At 59.5% G+C, this 20,385-nt stretch carries 20 protein-coding genes and 1 riboswitch; of the genes, 12 read left to right on the top strand and 8 right to left on the bottom strand.

Going from position 1 to position 20,385, the window contains the following annotated elements; genetic code table 11:
- Positions 1–70: 70 nt before the first annotated feature.
- The 4 genes from ACYVIA_RS05270 to ACYVIA_RS05255 all read right to left on the bottom strand — a co-directional run bounded on the left by ACYVIA_RS05270 (position 71) and on the right by ACYVIA_RS05255 (position 3,772).
- The gene (locus tag ACYVIA_RS05270; protein WP_460838589.1) at positions 71–739 is read right to left on the bottom strand and encodes a DUF484 family protein; all 669 of its coding nucleotides are present in this window, start codon (positions 737–739) and stop codon (positions 71–73) included.
- A 416-nt stretch (positions 740–1,155) separates the two neighbouring features.
- The gene (gene dapF, locus ACYVIA_RS05265; protein ID WP_460838587.1) at positions 1,156–2,007 is read right to left on the bottom strand and encodes a diaminopimelate epimerase; all 852 of its coding nucleotides are present in this window, start codon (positions 2,005–2,007) and stop codon (positions 1,156–1,158) included.
- A gap of 20 nt (positions 2,008–2,027) precedes the next feature.
- Complete coding sequence (locus tag ACYVIA_RS05260; protein ID WP_460838585.1) at positions 2,028–2,921, bottom strand: LpxL/LpxP family acyltransferase; 894 nt, start codon at positions 2,919–2,921, stop codon at positions 2,028–2,030.
- Complete coding sequence (locus ACYVIA_RS05255) at positions 2,918–3,772, bottom strand: lysophospholipid acyltransferase family protein (protein WP_460838582.1); 855 nt, start codon at positions 3,770–3,772, stop codon at positions 2,918–2,920. The genes ACYVIA_RS05260 and ACYVIA_RS05255 overlap by 4 nt, the downstream gene beginning before the upstream one ends.
- Positions 3,773–3,946: 174 nt before the next feature.
- On the opposite strand from ACYVIA_RS05255, the gene metK reads away from it, so the two are divergent.
- The 5 genes from metK to metF all read left to right on the top strand — a co-directional run bounded on the left by metK (position 3,947) and on the right by metF (position 8,916).
- Positions 3,947–5,110 carry a methionine adenosyltransferase gene (metK, locus tag ACYVIA_RS05250; RefSeq protein WP_460838580.1) on the top strand — a complete coding sequence of 388 codons (1,164 nt, stop codon included), beginning with the start codon at positions 3,947–3,949 and terminating at the stop codon, positions 5,108–5,110.
- 42 nt (positions 5,111–5,152) lie between these two features.
- Positions 5,153–6,061, top strand: a complete 909-nt coding sequence (locus ACYVIA_RS05245) for a M14 family zinc carboxypeptidase (protein WP_460838578.1) — start codon at positions 5,153–5,155, stop codon at positions 6,059–6,061.
- A 31-nt stretch (positions 6,062–6,092) separates the two neighbouring features.
- A riboswitch (S-adenosyl-L-homocysteine riboswitch) is annotated at positions 6,093–6,171 on the top strand.
- Positions 6,172–6,202: 31 nt separating this feature from the next.
- The gene (gene ahcY / locus ACYVIA_RS05240) at positions 6,203–7,636 is read left to right on the top strand and encodes an adenosylhomocysteinase (protein ID WP_460838576.1); all 1,434 of its coding nucleotides are present in this window, start codon (positions 6,203–6,205) and stop codon (positions 7,634–7,636) included.
- 102 nt (positions 7,637–7,738) lie between these two features.
- Positions 7,739–8,077, top strand: coding sequence for a phage holin family protein (locus ACYVIA_RS05235; RefSeq protein WP_460838574.1), 339 nt, complete (start codon positions 7,739–7,741; stop codon positions 8,075–8,077).
- A gap of 2 nt (positions 8,078–8,079) precedes the next feature.
- Positions 8,080–8,916: a methylenetetrahydrofolate reductase [NAD(P)H] gene (gene metF / locus ACYVIA_RS05230; protein ID WP_460838572.1), complete on the top strand. Its 837-nt coding sequence runs from the start codon at positions 8,080–8,082 to the stop codon at positions 8,914–8,916.
- A 46-nt stretch (positions 8,917–8,962) separates the two neighbouring features.
- Here the strand turns inward: metF and ACYVIA_RS05225 are convergent, their stop codons facing one another.
- Complete coding sequence (locus ACYVIA_RS05225) at positions 8,963–9,526, bottom strand: 5-formyltetrahydrofolate cyclo-ligase (RefSeq protein ID WP_460838570.1); 564 nt, start codon at positions 9,524–9,526, stop codon at positions 8,963–8,965.
- A gap of 122 nt (positions 9,527–9,648) precedes the next feature.
- Between ACYVIA_RS05225 and ACYVIA_RS05220 the strand changes: the two genes are divergently transcribed.
- The 4 genes from ACYVIA_RS05220 (at position 9,649) to ACYVIA_RS05205 (ending at position 14,752) form a co-directional block, all read left to right on the top strand.
- Positions 9,649–11,607, top strand: a complete 1,959-nt coding sequence (locus ACYVIA_RS05220) for a lytic transglycosylase domain-containing protein (protein ID WP_460838567.1) — start codon at positions 9,649–9,651, stop codon at positions 11,605–11,607.
- Positions 11,608–11,694: 87 nt separating this feature from the next.
- A complete protein-coding gene (locus ACYVIA_RS05215; protein ID WP_460838565.1) occupies positions 11,695–12,663 on the top strand; it encodes a complex I NDUFA9 subunit family protein in 969 nt (322 codons plus the stop codon).
- 136 nt (positions 12,664–12,799) lie between these two features.
- Positions 12,800–13,513, top strand: a complete 714-nt coding sequence (locus ACYVIA_RS05210) for a glutathione S-transferase family protein (RefSeq protein ID WP_460838564.1) — start codon at positions 12,800–12,802, stop codon at positions 13,511–13,513.
- A 9-nt stretch (positions 13,514–13,522) separates the two neighbouring features.
- Positions 13,523–14,752, top strand: a complete 1,230-nt coding sequence (locus ACYVIA_RS05205) for a multifunctional CCA addition/repair protein (RefSeq protein ID WP_460838562.1) — start codon at positions 13,523–13,525, stop codon at positions 14,750–14,752.
- A gap of 42 nt (positions 14,753–14,794) precedes the next feature.
- Here ACYVIA_RS05205 and ACYVIA_RS05200 read toward each other — a convergent pair whose 3' ends face one another.
- Entirely contained in the window at positions 14,795–15,928 is a 1,134-nt protein-coding gene (locus tag ACYVIA_RS05200) for an ABC transporter substrate-binding protein (RefSeq protein ID WP_460838560.1), read from the bottom strand.
- A gap of 219 nt (positions 15,929–16,147) precedes the next feature.
- On the opposite strand from ACYVIA_RS05200, the gene ACYVIA_RS05195 reads away from it, so the two are divergent.
- Entirely contained in the window at positions 16,148–16,840 is a 693-nt protein-coding gene (locus ACYVIA_RS05195; protein ID WP_460838558.1) for a GNAT family N-acetyltransferase, read from the top strand.
- Between the two features lie 246 nt (positions 16,841–17,086).
- Here ACYVIA_RS05195 and ACYVIA_RS05190 read toward each other — a convergent pair whose 3' ends face one another.
- The gene (locus tag ACYVIA_RS05190) at positions 17,087–17,578 is read right to left on the bottom strand and encodes an Lrp/AsnC family transcriptional regulator (protein ID WP_460838556.1); all 492 of its coding nucleotides are present in this window, start codon (positions 17,576–17,578) and stop codon (positions 17,087–17,089) included.
- A 132-nt stretch (positions 17,579–17,710) separates the two neighbouring features.
- On the opposite strand from ACYVIA_RS05190, the gene hppD reads away from it, so the two are divergent.
- Both hppD and phhA read left to right on the top strand, forming a co-directional pair.
- Positions 17,711–18,829 (top strand): 4-hydroxyphenylpyruvate dioxygenase, encoded by a 1,119-nt coding sequence (hppD, locus tag ACYVIA_RS05185; protein WP_460838554.1) that lies wholly within the window; start codon positions 17,711–17,713, stop codon positions 18,827–18,829.
- Positions 18,830–19,009: 180 nt separating this feature from the next.
- Entirely contained in the window at positions 19,010–19,912 is a 903-nt protein-coding gene (gene phhA, locus ACYVIA_RS05180) for a phenylalanine 4-monooxygenase (RefSeq protein WP_460838553.1), read from the top strand.
- Here the strand turns inward: phhA and ACYVIA_RS05175 are convergent.
- A complete protein-coding gene (locus ACYVIA_RS05175) occupies positions 19,909–20,205 on the bottom strand; it encodes an EF-hand domain-containing protein (protein ID WP_460838550.1) in 297 nt (98 codons plus the stop codon). The genes phhA and ACYVIA_RS05175 overlap by 4 nt on opposite strands.
- Between the last annotated feature and the right edge of the window lie 180 nt (positions 20,206–20,385).

The following is a 20,385-nucleotide window of genomic DNA, read 5'->3' as shown; positions in this document are numbered from 1 at the left end:
CTGAAGATGGTCCTTGCTATGGGCCTGGTCGGTTGCGGCACTCACATTCAGCGGCGTTTTCAGCGGCGTTTCAGTCCAGCAGGCAGGCCATTGCGGCGCTGGCCGTTTCGCCGATCTTCGATAGAAAGTCTGTTGCCATGTCGGACGTGAATCGGCGCGGGTCGGGCGAGCCGAGTACCAGCAAACCGAAGGCTTCCGGCGCGCCTTCGACGCGCAGCGGCAACATGGCAATTGACTGGATGGCATCGGCTTCATCGATCCACGATGCTGCTTCAAAATCCTGGTTCGGTCCGCAGTAGGGGGCGGTCAACCCGTTACAGAAGATTTTTGCATCGGCAGACACTTCCGTGGCAAACCAGGTATGCGAGAACTCTTCGGCGACACCCCAGATGCGCAAGGTGGCATACGGTACGCCGAAAATCGTGTTCAGGCCATTGATCAGGACGTGCGGCAGGTCCACATCGTTGCGCGCCATCAGCAGCGAGCGCGTCCACGCCGAGAACTTGTCCGTGATTGCATCGTTTTCCTGCGCAATGCGCAGCAGGTCCGCGAGGCGAAGTTCGAACGATTTGATTTTCTCGCGCAGTACTTCCATCTGCCGCTCTTGAAGTGAAACGGTGCGGCCCGCCAGCGGGCTCGTCAGCTTCACCTTGGCAAGCAATTCGCTGTGCTCTTCAAAGAAATGCGGGTTGTCTGACAAAAATTCTGCGACGGCAGCGGAATCCAGTTGATAAGTCATAAGCAAGATTTTGTAATGGGCGCGCTGTACCAGCGGCAACCGGAGAAGAAGCTGGAATTTTAACCGACAACGCTTGGGAAACGACGGGAATTGTGCGGTGCGGAAAACGGCTGTGACGTATGAGCTGGCAGCGGCAGGCACGCTGAATGTATTGGAGCTCGACAGTCAGGGCTGGGTGCTGCCGATCGTATGTGCTCGCAAGTCTGCCGTGCTATCGACGGATAACCGTGGAGCCGTAATAGGCTTGACCGTCACTCTGCCGCGTCGCCATCAGTAAGGATGATTCGTGTCGCTTCGCAGGCCCGATATCGCTTGCCCACGGCGCCCTTGAGAACACCGCATATGGACTGAGGAGTCAGAAAGGAAATTGGCGGCAGTGCCTTTGCCGGACCAAGACGCTCGCCGGCGCGTGAAGTTCAGATCTCGATCTCGCCTTCGAATACGCTGACCGCCGGACCAGTCAGCAGCACCGGCGTGCCGATGCCGTCCCAGGCAATGCTCAGTTCGCCGCCCAGTGTGGACACCTTCACCGGCGAATCAAGCAGGCCGCGGCGAATGCCTGCCACGACGGCGGCGCAGGCGCCCGTCCCGCATGCCAGCGTTTCGCCCGCACCGCGCTCGAAGACGCGCAGCTTGATTTGCTGGCGGTTCACAATCTGCATGAAGCCGGCGTTTACGCGCCTGGGGAAGCGCGGATGGTGTTCGATCAGCGGACCGTCAGACTGCACCGGTGCGGTCTGCGCATCCGGGACAATTTGCACGGCATGCGGATTACCCATCGAAACGACCGACACCCAAATGGTTCGGCCATTGATATCCAGCGGCCAAAGCATGTCATGGCCTTCCTGCTTGCCCTGCAATCCGTCGGCATCGAACGGAACCTTCTCCGGTTCGAGGACAGGTGCCCCCATGTCGACGGTAATGCGGCCGTCCGCTTCCAGCGTCGGTTCGATCACGCCCGCCATGGTTTCCACCTTGATCGTGTGTTTGCTGGTCAGGCCCTTGTCGGTGACGAACTTCACGAAGGCGCGGGCGCCATTGCCGCATTGCTCGACTTCGCCGCCGTCGGCGTTAAAGATGCGATAACGGAAATCAACGTCTGGCAACTGCGGTTTTTCGACGACCAGCATCTGGTCGGCACCGACGCCGAAGCGCCGGTCGGCCAGCTTCTTCCATTGTTCTGGTGAGAAGGCGATTTTCTGATTGATGGCATCGATCACGACGAAATCATTACCGGCGCCGTGCATCTTGGTGAATTTGAGTTTCATGCTGCAACTTCGTATGGGAGTTATTGCGGGGGTTCGTTTACCGGCTTGCGGGCGTACACGTTCGGCATGCCTGGAGGGCGGGTCTTGAAGCGTTTGTGCGCCCAGAAGTATTCTGCCGGCGTCTCCAGCACGCGTTCCTCGATAAATGCGTTCATGCGGCGCGTGGCTGCCACGATATCGCCGTCCGGATAATCTTCCCAGGCCGGGTAGAAGGTGATTTTCCAGCCTTTGTAGTCGGGCAGGAAAGTGGCAATGACCGGGATGATTTTTGCACGCGTCGCCGCAGCAATCCGTGCCGGTGCAGTCAGTGTCGCGGCAGGTATGCCGAAGAAGGGCACGAACTCCGAATCCTTTGCGCCGAAGTCCATGTCCGGAAGCATGAAGAAGGGCAGGCCTTCGCGCATGGCGCGAATGATCGGCTTGACACCTTCACCGCGCGAGAACAGTCTGACCGGGTGAAAGCGTGACCGCCCCTTGCGCAGCGCCGCATCGAAAACCCGGTTGCGCTGGCGAGTGTAAATGGAGCATGCGCTCGCTTCCATGGCGATTGCGACGCCGGCAACGTCCAGGCTGACGAAGTGCGGGCATAGCAGGATCGTCGGACTGGACTGCATTTCCTGCAGCGGCAGGCTGGGCTCGACAACGATCAGGCGCTTCAGGCGCTCCTGCGGTGCCCACCACAGTACGCCACGCTCGAGTACGCTGCGGGCATACGCCTGGAAGTGCTTTTTCGCAATGGCGGCCCGCTCCTTTTCCGACAGGTGGGGAAGGCACAGGCGCAGGTTAGTCAGCGTGATCTGGCGCCGCGAGCCGACCAACATATATAAAAGCGAGCCAACCGCTTCACCGAGCCGGCCGAGCACCGGCAGCGGCAGCCAGTGCAGCACCCACATGACGCCCAGGAGCAGTCTCATTGCGTTGCCTCCTGCGCAGCGGGGCGGGTGACGCCCGGCGGAGTCTTGTAGCGGTGGTAGCTCCAGAAGTATTGAGCCGGGCAGCGTGCAATCAATTGCTCCATGGCAGCATTGATGGCGCGCGCCTGCTGCTCTGGCGTTCCTTCGAGCGCTTGCTCGAATGGTACGAAACGCACGAGGTAGCCTTTTCCAAAAGGCAGCCTTTCCGCATACGTGAGAATGATGGGGGACCCGGACATCTGATGCATCTTGCAGGGCAGGGTCATGGTGTAGGCCGGTTTGCCGAAAAAATCGGCCCATACGCCCTCACCATCCTGCGGCACCTGGTCGGGCAGGATGCCGATTGGCACTCCACTGCGCAGGGTTTTTAGGAGGGTCCGTACGCCGGACAGGTTGGCCGGCGCCAGTCGCAGTTCGCCGCGTGCGCGGGCGCCCTCGATGAGCGGCTTGAGCGCAGCCTTTCTGGGAGGGCGATACATCACGGTGATTGGTGTCTTGTTGGCGATAACCTGGGCAATGATCTCGAAGCAGCCGAGGTGGGGCGTCAGGAAAATGACGCCACGTCTCGCATCGAGTGCAGATTGCACCAACTCCCAGTTCTCGATACGGGCAGTGGCGAGTACGCGTTCCGGCGAAGCACACCAGATAAAGGGCAGTTCAAGGATGTTCTTGCCGGCCTCCTGAATCGCGGCGCGCAGGGACGAACCAAAGCCCGCGCGGCGGATATTTTCCTTCAATCTACGGCGATACGATGGGGATGCAAGATATACCAGCCAGCCCAGTGCGGACCCCGCTGCATGCAAGACTGGCAATGGCAGGCGGGACAGCAAGCGAAAAAGAGTGACGAGCATCAAATTTAGTTTGAGAAACTTTGTGATTTTTTTCCAGACGCGTAAAATAACATAGATGTTTTATCCGCCGAGTTAACAGACAACTTGCGAGGCGGCCTATAAATTTCGCTAAAGCGTCGCAGGCTCATGATTGGCCGCGACATGGTCAATAACTTCTCTAATACGGAGCCTGCGATGGCACATGAATACCTCTTTACCTCGGAATCCGTCTCCGAAGGCCACCCCGACAAGGTCGCCGATCAGATTTCCGACGCGATCCTCGACGCAATCCTGACGCAAGACGCGAAGGCGCGCGTTGCTGCCGAAACGCTTTGCAATACCGGCTTGGTGGTTCTGGCGGGTGAAATCACCGCGAACGCCAATGTTGACTACATCAACGTCGCCCGGGACACCCTGAAGCGCATCGGTTACGACAATGCCGATTTCGGCATCGATTACAAGAGCTGTGCCGTAATGGTCTGCTATGACAAGCAGTCTCCCGACATTGCCCAAGGCGTGAACGAGGGTTCCGGGCTTGATCTGGATCAGGGCGCCGGTGACCAGGGCCTGATGTTTGGCTACGCATGCGACGAAACGCCGGAACTGATGCCGGCTGCAATCTATTACTCGCACCGTATCGTCGAGCGCCAGTCGCAACTGCGCAAGGATGGCCGCCTGCCATGGCTGCGCCCCGATGCGAAGTCGCAGGTAACGCTGCGTTATGTCGACGGCCAGCCTGTTGCGATCGACACGATTGTACTTTCCACGCAGCACAGCCCCGAGATGTCGCACAAGGCGATCGAGGAGGCTGCCATCGAGGAAATCATCAAGCCGGTGGTGCCGCATACTTGGCTCAAGAACACCCGTTATCTGATCAACCCGACCGGTCGTTTCGTGATCGGTGGCCCGCAGGGCGACTGCGGCCTGACCGGTCGCAAGATCATTGTCGATACCTATGGCGGCGCAGCGCCGCACGGTGGTGGCGCCTTCTCGGGCAAGGATCCATCCAAGGTAGACCGTTCGGCTGCCTATGCCGGCCGCTATGTGGCGAAGAACATCGTCGCCGCCGGATTGGCACAGCGCTGCCAGATCCAGGTTTCATACGCGATCGGTATCGCCAAGCCGACATCCGTCATGGTGACCACTTTCGGCACCGGCCGCATCAGCGATGAAAAGCTGGCCGAACTGGTGCAGGAGTTGTTCGACCTGCGCCCGAAGGGCATCGTGCAGATGCTGGACTTGCTGCGCCCGATCTATGCGAAAACCGCAGCCTACGGCCACTTCGGCCGTGAGGAGCCGGAATTCTCGTGGGAGCGTACGGACAAAGCCCAGGCGCTGCGCGCTGCCGCCGGGCTGTAAAGCGCTTTCTGCCCGTGGTGGAATTGCCGGGATTTCTTCATCATGAAAATGATTCACCATGCCGCCGCCTTGCTTTTTTCGGTGGCATGCCTGCCGGTAATTGCCTCAACGGCAACGCCGGTGCAGCAGGCTGATTGGTGCAAACGGCTGACGTCACGCCTTCCTGGCGTTTCGGTGGCCACCTGTCAGCGCAGCGGACTGATTCCGACCGGCGCGGAGTCCCGCAAGGGCTTTCCGATCCTGATGCGGTCGATTCCGGCCGCTAGGCCAGGCAAGCATGCCGAGCCGATGCGCATCCTGCTATTGGGTGGCATTCACGGCGATGAACTGACTGCCGGTGCCATTGTGTTCCACTGGATGGAGTGGCTGCACACGCCGGCGGCGCAGGCGTACCACTGGCACGTGGCGCCGGTCGTCAATCCGGACGGGCTGCTCGCCCTCAAGCCGCAGCGGGTGAATGCGAACGGTGTGGACTTGAACCGCAATTTCCCGACGCCGGGCTGGGAGCATGATGCCAAGCGCTATTGGGTCAAGAGGACCGGCAGCGATCCGCGCCGCTTTCCCGGGCAATCGCCGCTTTCGGAACCGGAAAGCCGCTGGCTGAATGAGGAAATGGAGCGTTTCCGGCCGCATGCGATCATTTCTGTGCATGCGCCATTTGGTGTCCTTGACTTCGATGGCCCGGCCAAAAAGGCGCCACGCCGTTTCGGCCGGCTGTATTTCAGCCGGGTCGGCGTTTATCCCGGATCGCTTGGCAATTACGGCGGCATGCACAAGAACGTGCCGGTGATCACGATCGAATTGCCGAATGCGCTGGCAATGCCGCCAAAGGACGAAATCCGGCGTATCTGGCTGGACATGCTGACGTGGATCGAACGCAGTCTGCCCGACGAAAAGCCGTCATCCCTGGTGCAGCGGACATCCGCGCCGGCAGCCTTGCGCGAGCATTAGAAGGTTTGCAGTTTTACCGGGTTATAATCCCGGTTCCAAGGAGCGTTGCAGCACGGTTTTCCCATGACCGTGTCAGGCTTGGACATTTTTCGCAACGGCGCTCACGTTACTTTTTTCTATCTTTCAGGAAAGGAGGGCGTGATGAACGCCGTTATCTCTCAAACCAATTCCCAAGACTATTTCGTCGCCGATCTCAGCCTGGCCGATTGGGGCCGCAAAGAGATCAAGATCGCCGAAACCGAAATGCCGGGCCTGATGGCCATCCGCGAAGAATTTGCTGCTTCGCAGCCGCTGAAAGGTGCGCGCATCACCGGTTCTCTGCACATGACCATCCAGACCGCCGTGCTGATCCAGACGCTGGAAGCGCTGGGTGCGCAGGTGCGCTGGGCATCGTGCAACATCTACTCCACGCAGGACCATGCCGCCGCCGCGATTGCCGCCAACGGCACGCCGGTGTTCGCCTTCAAGGGCGAGTCGCTGGACGAGTACTGGGACTTCACGCACCGCATCTTTGAATGGACGGATGGCGGTTATTCCAACATGATCCTCGACGACGGCGGCGACGCCACCCTGCTGCTGCATCTTGGTGCGCGCGCGGAAAAGGACCTGAGCGTCCTCGCCAATCCGGATTCCGACGAAGCGACCTGCCTGTTCAACGCGATTCGCAAGAAGCTCGAAACCGACCCGACCTGGTACTCGACCCGCCTTGCGCAGATCAAGGGCGTCACCGAAGAAACCACGACCGGCGTACATCGCCTGTACCAGATGCACAAGGAAGGCAAGCTGGCCTTCCCGGCGATCAACGTCAATGATTCTGTGACCAAATCCAAATTCGACAACCTGTATGGTTGCCGTGAATCGCTGGTCGACGGCATCAAGCGCGCCACCGACGTCATGATCGCAGGCAAGATTGCGGTCGTATGCGGCTATGGCGACGTGGGCAAGGGTTCCGCGCAGGCGTTGCGTGCGTTGTCGGCGCAAGTGTGGGTCACCGAAATCGATCCGATCTGCGCACTGCAGGCAGCCATGGAAGGCTATCGTGTCGTGACGATGGAATACGCGGCCGAGCATGGCGACATCTTCGTTACCTGTACCGGCAACTACCATGTGATCACGCATGAACACATGAAGAAGATGAAGGACCAGGCTATCGTTTGCAACATCGGTCACTTCGACAATGAAATCGAAGTTGCAGCACTGCGCCAGTACACCTGGGAGAACATCAAGCCGCAGGTCGATCACGTCATCTTCCCCGCAGTTGACGGAAAACCTGGCAAGCGCATCATCCTGCTGGCCGAAGGTCGCCTGGTCAACCTCGGTTGCGCGACCGGCCATCCGTCGTATGTGATGAGCTCGTCGTTTGCCAACCAGACGATCGCGCAGATCGAGCTGTACACCAATACCGAGGCCTATCCGGTTGGCGTTTATACGCTGCCGAAGCATCTCGATGAGAAGGTGGCGCGCCTGCAGCTGAAGAAGCTGAACGCACAGCTCACTGAATTGACCGATGAGCAGGCAGCCTATATTGGTGTGAAGAAGACCGGCCCGTACAAGCCGGAGCACTACCGTTACTAAAATGGGCATGTCCGGGCGACACGGGCAGCATGTTACTGCTGCCCGTGTCGCCCGGGTCAGGCGCCCGCGGATTCAATCACTGTCTGCAAAGGGAGCGGAATCATGCGTTTACTTGTTACCTGGCTGATCAACGCAGCTTCATTGTTCGCCCTGCCTTACATCATGAGCTCGATTAGGGTCGAAAATTTTTCGACTGCACTGATTGCTGCACTGGTGCTTGGGCTGGTCAACGTGCTGATCAAGCCGCTCCTGGTGTTGCTCACCCTGCCGGTGACATTGCTCACACTCGGGCTGTTCATTTTCGTCATCAACGGTCTGCTGTTCTGGGCGGTGGCCAGCTTCATCGGCGGCTTTCAGGTTGCCGGGTTCTGGTCCGCGGTCGGTGGCGCGCTGCTGTACAGCCTGATCTCCTGGGCGTTGTCCGCCTTATTTCTAAAGTAAACATGACTCAGAAAAATTTCAGTATCGAGTTTTTCCCGCCGAAGACGCCTGAAGGCGCGGAGAAGCTGCGTGCTACCCGTGCAAAACTGGCGGAGCTGCGGCCGAAGTATTTTTCGGTCACCTTCGGCGCCGGCGGTTCGACGCAGAAAGGCACCCTCGAAACCGTGCTGGACATCCAGCGCGAAGGACACGAGGCGGCGCCGCACCTGTCGTGCATCGGCAGTTCGCGTGAGAGCCTGCGCACGATTCTCGGCGAGTACAAGGCAAACGGCATTCGCCGTCTGGTGGCGCTTCGCGGCGACCTGCCAAGCGGTTACGGTGCTTCCGGCGAACTCCGCTATGCCAATGAACTGGTCGAGTTCATCCGAGCCGAAACCGGCGACTGGTTCCATATTGAAGTTGCGGCCTATCCGGAAATGCATCCGCAGGCGAGGTCACCGCAGGACGACCTGCAAAGTTTCGTCCGCAAGGTGCGGGCCGGAGCCAATGCGGCGATCACGCAGTACTTTTACAACGCGGATGCGTATTTCCGCTTTGTCGATGAGGCGCGCAAGGCGGGTGTCGAGGTACCGATCGTGGCCGGCATCATGCCGATTACGAACTATTCCCAGCTCATGCGCTTCTCGGAGATGTGCGGTGCGGAGATCCCGCGCTGGATACGCCTGAAGCTGGCGAGCTTCGGCGATGATACGGAGTCGATCCGGGCGTTCGGGCTGGACGTGGTCACCGGCTTGTGTGAGCGCCTGCTTGCTGGCGGTGTCCCGGGGCTGCATTTTTATACGCTGAACCAGGCGGCAGCCACCACGACGCTATGGAAGCGCCTGAACCTGCCAAGCTGATGAAGATGGCATGGCATTTCCGGCACCAAGCGGAGATGCCATTTTCCTATTCAAGCGCGATGGAGCTGTTCTCCGTGATGACGGCATCGAGCGCCACATCGTGCGCGTCCGCGTCGAATGCGGCAAATCCACATGAATAGCCGACCCCGATCGTGAGCGGGCGCGGCGACTGCGCGAGCGTGCGGTCATAGAAGCCGCCGCCGTATCCGAGCCGATAACACAAGGCGTTGAACCCGACACAGGGAATCAGGAGCGCTTCGGGCCGGATTTCCTCGCCGCTGATGGGGATCGCCACGCCGAAGGCATCTTTTGTCGTCGGATCACCTGGTTTCCATGCAATGAATTTCAGCGGGGCGTTATTGTCGACGACGACCGGCAAGGCCAGCTGAATGCCACGTGAGGTAAGTTCGGCATAGGCTTGATGCAGATCAGGCTCGCTGCGAATTGGCCAATAGACACCCATGGTCAGCACTTGATGCGCATTCCACCATGCGATCAAACGGGCGACAATTTCCATGTCCCACTGTCTGCGAACTTCAGGCGCAGTTGCTTGTCTCTGTGCAAGTAGCGCGCGGCGCAACTCACTTTTGTTTGAAATCGTTTCAGGCATGATCGGGGCAGGAAATCTGTTGCTTCACATGCTATTCTAAAAATCGAAGAGTAATGGCCCTCTGCTGTCTTGAAGGAGATGCGTGGGCTTTATCTCGATCCAGTGCGTAAAGGTCTTGTTTGATGTTTCCGATGAAATTGATTGCCAGTGTTGTGCTTGTGGCCGCCTCGATGGTTTCGCTCGTTCCTGAGGCCCAGGCGAAAAAGCCGGCGGTCAAGGCTGTCCATTATGCCAATGACGATGAAGTCTTCCTCGCCCTTCGGGAGGCCTCGCGCAACAATGATGTCGCACGCGCCACGGAACTGGCATCACGCCTGGCTGATTATGCCATTCCATCCTACGTCGATTACTACCGCCTGCGCCCACGCATCCTCACGGCGAGCGAGCAGGAGATCCGCGACTACCTGAGCCGCTACGAGGGAAGCGCGATTGCCGATCGCCTGCGCAACGACTGGCTGCTCGAACTCGGACGGGCGCGGAACTGGTCACTGTTCGATGAGCAATACCCGCAGTTTGTGCTGAATGACGATACACAGGTCAAATGCTACGCACTGATGTCCAAGGCGTTGAAAGGGCAGCATGTTGCAGACGAGGCGCGCGCCTTGCTGACTTCCCCGCAAAACTATGGTGAAGCTTGCCCCGCGCTGATGTCGACGCTGGCGCAGCAGGGCCAGTTCACCGCCGACGACATCTGGGCGCAGGTGCGCCTGATTGCCGAGTCGGGCACTGCCGCCACGATCCGCCGCATTGCGGACCTGACTGGCGCAGCCGAAAGCGCGCTGATGCAGGCGATGGAGAAGCCGGACACGGTACTTGCACGTGGCCCGGGAGATGGACGCGCCGCACATGAGGTTTTCATTCTTGCGCTTGGCCGCAGTGCAAAGAGCAACCCGGCGCGTGCAGTCGACGCATTGGTGAGTGCGGCCGAACGCCTCTCGGATCGTGAGCGCGAACTCGCCTGGGCGCAGATTGCACTGCAGGCGTCCTACAAGCTGGCGCCGGACGCAGTCGTCTACTGGCATCGCACCAATGGCGCACCGTTGTCAAACGATGGCTACCAGTGGAAAGCACGTATCGCGTTGCGCGCGGGTGAGTGGAAGCTGGTCGAGTCGACGATTGTCGATATGCCGGCCTCGTTGCGCAACGACCCCGCCTGGATTTACTGGCTTGGCCGTGCCTATCTCGCGGAAGGCAAGACGGAAGAGGCGAAGAAGAAGTTCGAATCGATCGCCGATCAGACCAACTTCTACGGCCAACTGGCACTGGAAGAGCTGGATAGGAAAATTACGATTCCGCCACTGGCCCAGCCGGTGACTGCAGAAGAACTTGCACCGATGGCCGGCAACCAGGGCTTTCAGCGTGCGTTCAAGTTCTTCGACATGAACCTGCGCTTTGAAGGCTATCGGGAATGGAACTGGGAATTGCGGAAAATGAACGAGCGTCAGCACCTGGCCGCGGCAGAATTCGCTCGGCAGAAAAACGTACTGGACCGGATGGTCAACACGTCCGACCGGACCAAGGCCGAGCATGACTTCACGCAGCGATTCCCGTCGCCGTTCCGCGACCTCATGCACGCCACGACGCAGCCGCTTGGCCTCGACATGGCATGGGTGTACGGCCTGATCCGCCAGGAATCGCGTTTTGTGCAAAATGCGCGTTCGCATGTCGGCGCGTCGGGGCTGATGCAGATCATGCCGGCAACGGCCAGGTTTGTTGCGCGCAAGATCGGGATGGGCAACTTTTCCCAAGGCCGGATGAATGACATCGATACCAACATCCTGCTCGGTACCAATTACCTGAGCATGGTGTTGCAGGATCTCGACGGTTCGCAGGCGATGGCAACGGCCGCCTACAACGCCGGGCCGGGCCGGCCGCGTGCGTGGCGCTCGACATTGACGCGCTCCGTCGAAGGGGCGATTTTCGCCGAATCGATTCCCTTCACCGAAACACGCGACTATGTGAAAAAAGTGCTGTCTAATGCGACTTACTACGCAGCACTTTTCGAGAGCAAGCCGCAATCCCTGAAGGAGCGCCTGGGCGTCGTGGCACCGAAAGGGTTTGCCGAAAGCGAATTACCCTGACACAGCTTGACGGATGCCGCCGTCGCGTACCTTGTCGTGGGGGCGACTGCGGCGTTTCTGTCAATCTGCAATAACGGGAGCAATGTCATGTCTTACCGCAAGATTCTTATCCTGGGCGGCACCGGATTTATCGGAAGCCATGTGATTGCCAAGCTGGCCGACAGCGGATGCCTCCTCGAAGTGCCGACGCGTCGGAAATCCCACGCTGTTCACCTGCTGCCATTGCCGGATGTCGACCTCGTGGTCGAGGCAAATATCCACGATGACGAAACGCTCGACAGGCTGGTTTGCGGCAAGGATGCGGTGATCAATCTTGTCGGGATCCTGCACGGCAAACGTGCGGCGCACGGCGAGCGCTACGGTTCGGATTTCGCCCGCGCGCATGTCGAGTTGCCTCGACGCGTCGTGGCCGCCTGCGCCAGGCATGGCGTCCGCCGCTACCTGCACATGAGTGCGCTCGGCGCCGATCGCAATGCGCCGTCGATGTACCTGAGGTCCAAGGCGGACGGCGAGGCTGCCGCCTTTTCCAACCCCGACGTACACGCCACCGTTTTCCGTCCCTCCGTCGTTTTTGGCGACCAGGATCATTTCCTGAATCTGTTTGCTTCGTTGCAGAAGTTCCTGCCATTCATGTTGCTCGCGAGCCCGGATGCCCGCTTCCAGCCGGTCTATGTCGAGGATGTGGCGCAGGCGTTTGTCAACGCACTTTACGACGACACGACGATTGGCAAGGCATTTGAACTGGTCGGGCCGAAGGTCTATACACTGCGCGAACTGGTCAAGCTGGCCGGCGAATTCTCGGGGCACCGCCGGCCTGTAATCGGCCTGCCGGAGACACTGTCGCGTGTGCAGGCATTCTTCCTTGAACACATGCCGGGCGAGCCGATGATGACCCGCGACAACCTCGATTCGATGCAGGTTGACAGCATCGCACGGGCGTCGATGGAGGATGAGCTCGGCATCACACCCACGCCATTGGAGTCCGTAGCGCCGTATTACTTGCAGGGACAGCGCCATCCTCATTCCGGTGTCGCTGCCGTGCACATCAAGCGCTAGGCTGTTAAACGCAACGAACGGCGCTTCGGTGCCACTGTTTGGCAAAGCCGGTCAAAAAGCTTTATCCTCGGACGTTTCCGCACGATCAATAGTGCGGATGACATCAGCACGATAAACGCCACCCTGGACCGGACGTATGCAAAACACAGATCTCGACCCCATGCTTTCCCAGGCCCTGAACGGAGCCAAGAACGCCGGCCTCAAGCTGGTCATCGGCAACAAGAATTATTCGTCATGGTCGATGCGTCCATGGGTGGTCATGAAAGCATTCGGCATCCCCTTTGAAGAAGTGCGCGTCGCACTCGGCCAGACGGATACGTCGATGCGTATCGGGCAGTATTCCTCGGCGGGCAAGGTGCCGGTGCTGATTGATGGGCAAACCGTCGTGTGGGATTCGTTGTCGATCTGCGAGTACCTTGCCGAGCAGTTTCCCGACAAGGGCTTGTGGCCGCGCGACGCCGGTGCGCGTGCAACGGCACGCTCGATCTGTGCAGAGATGCATTCCGGCTTCAGCGCGTTGCGCACCGCGATGTGGATGAACATCCGCGCGCGCTTTCCCGGCAAGGGGCGCACGCCGGGCTCGCAAGGCGACATTGCGCGCATCTGCGAGATCTGGGAAAACTGCCTTGCCCGCTCCGGGCAGCACCAGTTCCTGTTTGGCGACTTCTCGATTGCGGACGCCTTTTACTCGCCGGTCGTGATGCGCTTCCGCACATATGGCGTGTGGCTTGCGCCCGCGCTGCAGGCTTACGTCGACCGCGTGGTCGCCCATCCGGCCGTCGCGGAGTGGATGCGCCAGGCGATGGACGAACAGGATCGCCTCGACAAGTACGACATCTATCCGGACTGATTGCACGCCATGAAGACCTATGTCGTTGGCGGTGCAGTCCGGGATGCCCTGCTCGGTCTGCCGGTGCAGGACCACGACCACGTGGTGGTTGGTGCGACGCCGCAGCAAATGGTCGAAAAGGGATTCACACCCGTTGGCAAGGACTTTCCGGTATTCCTGCATCCGGTCACGCATGAGGAATATGCGCTGGCGCGCACCGAACGCAAGACTGCGCCGGGCTATAAAGGCTTCCATTTCCACGCAGCACCCGATGTGACGCTGGAACAGGACCTGATCCGGCGCGACCTGACCATCAACGCGATGGCGCAGGGCGAGGACGGCAGCATCATCGATCCCTTTGGCGGGCAGCACGACTTGCAGGCACGCGTATTCCGTCATGTCTCCGACGCGTTTGCGGAAGATCCGGTGCGCATCTTGCGGCTGGCGCGTTTTGCTGCGCGCTTTACCGATTTCACGGTGGCGCCGGAGACCAATGCGCTGATGCGCAACATGGTTGCAGCCGGCGAGGTGGACGCGCTGGTGCCGGAACGAGTATGGCAGGAACTGGCGCGCGGACTGATGGAGGCGAAGCCGTCACGCATGTTCGAGGTGCTGCGTGGCTGCGGTGCGCTGGCGCGCGTCCTGCCGGAACTCGACGTCTTGTGGGGCGTTCCGCAGCCGGAACAGCACCATCCCGAGATCGATACCGGTGTACATGTGATGATGGTGATCGACCATACGGCGCAAAAGAAGCACGCGCTGCCGATCCGCTGTGCGGCCCTGATGCACGACCTCGGCAAGGGCGCGACGCCGAAGGAAGAATGGCCAAGGCACTACGGTCATGAGGAGCGCGGCGTGAAGCTGGTGGACCAGGTGTGCAAGCGGCTGAAGATTCCGAACGACTGTCGCGACCTTGCCGTGATGACCGCGCGCGAGCATGGCAATGTCAGCCGCGCGCTGGAACTGCGGGCGAATACGATTGTTTCCCTGCTTGAACGCTGCGATGCCTTCCGCAAGCCGCAGCGCTTTGCCGACATGCTGCGCGCGTCGGAATGCGACCATCATGGCCGTACCGGTTATGCGGATCGCCCGTTTCCGCAGGCAGGACATCTGGAGAAGGCCCTGCGTGCTGCACAGGACGTGAATGCCGGGGAAGTTGCGAAGCGCCATGCGGACCAGCCGCGGCGCATTCCGGAAGCCGTCCACGCCGCGCGCGTGGCGGCGGTGAAGGCGGCGCTCGGAGAAAAGGATGCTGGATGAGCGTGATGCAACGGCGCAACGCCGCCGCATCGCTTGCCTCATTTAGCGCATGAAGCGCCCATCCTTGCCGATCATCGTCAGTTCGACGAACTCGCTGCCGGTGTGATCGTCCGGTCCGTAGGTGACCATGAGGCCGCCGAAGTCGACACGGCGCATCGATTCCATCGCACGCAGGAAGCCTTCGCGGGTCAGCTTCGGGCCGGCGCGTTTCAATCCCTCAACCAGCACCTTCGCGTTGATGAAGCCTTCCATCGCTGCATAGGAAATCGTTGCGCCGCTCGCTTTGGCGGCGACCTTGAATTCCTGACCGAGCTGGGTCGACAGCAGGTGCGGTGCCGGCGTGATCTGCGAGACCATCACGCCATTGCCTGCAGGGCCGAGATCCTTCACAAAAGATGCCGATGAATTGTTCGACATCGTCATGATCTGCATATTCCCGCCTTGCGCACGGATGGCCTTGATCACTTCCGACGTGTTCTTGGCGGAGCTGACAATAATCAGCGCTGCCGGGCGTGCCTTGATCACCTCGGCGGCGGCTGCAGCATAGTCCGGGTTCACCCGTGCGAATTTCGTGATTGTTACCGGCGTCAGCTTGCGCTCAGCCATTGCCTTGTTGAAGCCTTGCAGGCCATCCTTGCCGAAGGCATCGTCCACGTGCAGGATGCCGATCCCGGTAATGCCGATCGTCGCGAAATGATCGACTGCCTTGACCACTTCGTCCTGGTATTTTGCACGGACGTTGAACAGGTAGCGGTTTACCGGTATGTGGAACTCCTCAGCACCGGTGCTGGGCGCCACCAGCGGCACCTTGTGCTCCTCCAGCAGTGGCAGGATGCCTTGGGTGTGCGGCGTTCCCCGTCCCTGGAACAGCGCGAAGACGCCTTCCTTCTTGATCAGTGTTTCCGCATTGGCGAGGGTGAGCGCGGGATCGAACTTGTCGTCGAGCACGAGCATCTCGATCTTCCGGCCATGGACGCCGCCTTCCTTGTTGATCTTGTTGAAGTAGGCATTGGCGCCTTCATTCATTTCCTTGACCGGACCGGCAACCGTGCCGGTCACACCAACGGTCTGCCCGAGCAAAATCCTTGTATCGCTGACGCCGACTTCTGCGACGACCGGTTGCATGATTCCAACAAGCAACACCGAGGCCAGCAACTTGCGTAATATGACTGCCATGAAATTCCTAGAAAGAGATAAGGGCCGGTGAATTGTTGGGTCTCGGCACGAGGGCGGCAATTGTGGGTTCTACGTAACGCAAACCAAATAATTTATAAAGACGCATTGAGTTGCGTCAATCAAATCGCATATAAAAAGCCGCCGCTCTCAATCGCGCTTCATATCGCTTAGAATGGAATTGTGCGCTGCACAATGTGGCGGCAACAGATAGGAAACACCATGAAATCAACCGAACTTGGGGGGCTGACGCCTCCGACCACGACGAGCAAGCACTCGCCCGATTCGGACAAGCCGACCGTACGTGTGAAAGAGCTCTCCGAGCGTGACCGCCGCCGGCTGCTGATGCATTTCCTCGCTCTGGATGACAGTGACCGGTTGTTACGATTTGGCAGCGTTTTACCGGACGAGCTGATCACGCGCTACGTGCAGATGCTCGACTTTTCCCGGGATAAATTGTTCGGCGTGTATGACGACAATCTCAGGCTGGTCGGTGTCGGGCACCTCGCCTTTGCTCCGCGTGAAGCGATGCCGGTCCTGAGCGATGCGACGCTAAAGGAACATATTGCGGAGTTCGGCGTGTCGGTGTCGGCCACCGCGCGCGGCCTGGGGATCGGCTCCAAGCTGTTCGAGCGTGCGGCGATCCACTGCCGCAATGAAGACGTCGACACGCTGTACATGCATTGCCTGTCATCCAACCAGACGATGATCCATATTGCAAAGAAGGCCGGCATGGAGATTCACCGTGACTATGGCGAGGCAGACGCTTATTTGAAACTGACGCCCGCCAGTCCGGGCACCATGCTGGCCGAGGCCGTCGAGGAGCAGTTCGCGCAACTGGATTACACGCTGAAGGCCAACACGAAGGCCGCGCTGAAGCTGTTGAAGCGGCTACCGGGCATTAAGGGGAAGTAAGGCGCTAGGCCGTTTGACAAGCTACTGCGCGGCCCGGATTGATGTCTGCGGTGCTCGGCGTACCAGTCGTACGCGTGCGCTCCTCGACACCACTCCGAACCGCTCGCTACACTTGTCAAACACAGCCTAAGGCTACGCTGAACAAGTACTCGCGCGCCTCGCATCCTGACTGCGCGCGGCCGGCGTCGGCCTTGCTCCCCATCCCGAATTCATGCGCGTGCCATCGTGGACTTGTCCAGCGTAGCCTCAAACCAGCGGCAGGGCCGTCGTGTCCTTGACCCGCTGCAGCGCAAAGCTTGATTTGACATCGAGCACCGCGGGATGCTTCAGCAGCGTCTCCATCATGAAGTGCGAGAAGTGCTCCATGTCTTCCACGTGCACTCGCAGTAGATAATCCATTTCGCCGGTCATGGCATAACAGGCCACGACTTCGGGCCAGTGTGCTACCGATGCAGCAAAGTCGGCACGTGTCGCGCGGGATCCGGCAGGCGCCGCATCGTTGTGCTTTTCCAGGCGCACATTCACATAGGCGAGCAGACCCAGGCCCAATTTGTCCGGATCCAGCAGCGCCACATACTGACGTATCACGCCAGCCTCTTCCAGACGGCGGATGCGGCGCAGGCAAGGCGACGGTGACAAGTTAACCCGCTCTGCAATTTCCTGGTTCGTCAGTCGCCCATCCTGTTGCAGGATCGCAAGGATCTTGCGATCGATCTTGTCCAGGTCTATTTTTGACATGGATCACCAATTTCAAAAAGTAATGCGCAATATTATTGCCAAATTGATTGGTGTGTGCGCAGACATCGCAATTTAATGCCCGGAGCCTTTGCCTATACTGTTTTTCAGATATTTATAAAAACTGGAGACAGCATGGATTTTCAACCTTGGGACAACCCCATGGGCACCGACGGCTTCGAGTTCATCGAGTACGCCGCACCTGATCCAAAAGCGCTGGGCGCATTGTTCGAAGAGATGGGGTTTACTGCCATTGCGCGCCATCGCCACAAGGATGTGACGCTGTACCGGCAGGGCGAGATCAACTTCATCATCAATGCGGAACAGGACTCGTTCGCGCAGCGCTTTGCGCGCCTGCATGGACCATCGATCTGCGCGATTGCATTCCGCGTGAAGGACGCCGCTTATGCGTACAAACGCGCGCTGGAACTGGGCGCGTGGGGCTTTGACAACAAGACCGGCCCGATGGAGCTCAATATCCCCGCGATCAAGGGGATCGGCGACTCCCTCATCTATTTCGTCGACCGCTGGCGCGGCAAGGAGGGGAGCTCGGGTGGCATCGGCGACATCAGCATCTATGACGTGGACTTCGTCGCGCTCCCCGGCGCGCAGGCAAATCCGAAAGGCAACGGCCTCACCTACATCGACCATCTGACGCACAACGTGCACCGCGGCCGCATGAAGGAGTGGGCGGAATTCTACGAGCGCCTGTTCAACTTCCGCGAGATCCGCTACTTCGACATCGAGGGCAAGCTAACCGGCCTGAAGTCGAAGGCGATGACTTCGCCGTGCGGCAAGATCCGCATCCCGATCAACGAGTCGTCCGATGATAAATCGCAGATCGCGGAGTATCTCGACCTTTACCACGGCGAAGGCATCCAGCACATCGCGCTCGGCACCGACGACATTTACGCGACGGTGGAAGGCATGAAGGCGAACAAGGTCGCCTTCCAGGACACCATCGACACGTACTACGACCTCGTCGACAAGCGCCTGCCGGGACATGGCGAGCGGCTTGATGACCTGCGCCGCCTGCGCATCCTGATCGATGGCAACAGCAATGCCAGCAAGCCTGAATTGTTGTTGCAGATATTTACCCAGACCGTGATCGGACCGATCTTCTTCGAGATCATCCAGCGCAAGGGCGACCAGGGATTTGGCGAGGGTAATTTCCGTGCGCTGTTCGAATCGATCGAGCTCGACCAGATCCGGCGTGGCGTTCTCAAAGACGACAAGGTCTCCGCTGAAGGATGAGCGCGGGGTTTCGCTAAGCAATGCTTAGCGCAGCGCGAATCCGAGCCGCTTGCCAGCGGCGAGGTGGGCGAGCGCGGGGTTTCGCTAAGCAATGCTTAGCGCAACGCGAATCCGAGCCGCTTGCAAGCGGCGAGGTGGGCGAGTGTCCATCGGCATTCTGCCGATCTTAAGGAGCAACGTATGAATACCACCGTCGACCAGGCGGATTTCTTTAAAACGCTCGAAGAGAAGTCCGACGGCGGCAAGCTGCGCGGCGATTACAGCCACTGCGACGAGCACTATGTCGTGCGGCAGGACTGGGCGGCCTATACGCCGGAGCAGCACGCATTGTGGTGCAGGCTGTACCAGCGGCAGGCAAAGTTGCTGCAAGGACGCGCCTGCGACGTGTTCATCGACAGTCTCGGGAAGATGGGCGCGGAGGATGGGATACCGCTGCTGGAGCGCACCAGCGATGCGCTGCACAAGGCGACTGGCTGGGAGCTGGTCGCCGTGCCGGGGCTGGTGCCGGACCTGACTTTCTTCGAGCACCTCGCAAACCGGCACTTCCCTGTGACGGTGTGGCTGCGCGACCCGCAGGAATTCGACTACATCGTCGAACCGGACATCTTCCATGACTTCTTCGGGCATGTGCCGCTGCTGTTCAATCCGGTGTTTGCGGATTACTTGCAGCAGTACGGCAAGGGCGGACTGAAGGCGTTGAAACTCGATGCGCTCAAATACCTCGCGCGGCTGTATTGGTACACGGTGGAATTTGGTTTGATCCGGACGAAGGATGGTTTGCGCGTGTATGGCGCAGGCATCCTGTCTTCAGGCGGGGAAATCGAATATTGCCTGACGAGCCCGCATCCGCGCCGCGTTGCGCTGGACATCGAACGCACGATGCGCACGCTTTACAAAATCGATTCCTATCAGGAGACGTATTTCGTGATCGATGATTTCCAGGAGCTGTTCGATGCGACTGCGCCGGATTTCGCGCCGATCTACGCTCGCCTGAAAGAGGAGGAAGATTTGCCGGCAAACAGCTTGCTGCCGGGTGAGGAGAATATCGCGCCGAATCGACAGGCGGAGAGCGTCGGTGTTTAGCTCGACAGGCGCTGGCGGACGAGCGCGCGGATTTCGCTGCGCGTGACCTTGCCGTCGCGGTCCGCATCGAGTTTGTCGAAGTGTTCGACGACGCGGCCCATGCCGGCACTCTCGGCCTCGGTCTTGGTCAATGCCCCGTCGCCGTCCTTGTCGGCATTCCTGAACTTTTCATCGAACCTGGCAAGATAACCCGCGGGCTTTTTTTGCGGGGTTTCGTCATTCGCGGATTGGGCAACGGCAAGGCCGGTACCGAGAAAGGCGCCAACAAGCATGAACGGTAATAGTGCGAGCATACGATGCCATAAGACAGTATCCGGACATGCTTTCACTGTAGGTGGCCACCTGAAATTCAACTATGGCATTTACGCCTTGTTACACGGCGACACATGCTGCAGCGTGCATTGAGAGAACGCACCTCGTGTGTTAGTGTGCATGGATGTCAAGACTACGAGACGACGAGCCCACAAGGCGCG

The organism is Noviherbaspirillum agri (genome assembly GCF_054780595.1).
The sequence above is the reverse complement of the archived record's forward strand: the minus strand, read 5'-3'. Positions and strand labels throughout refer to the sequence as shown.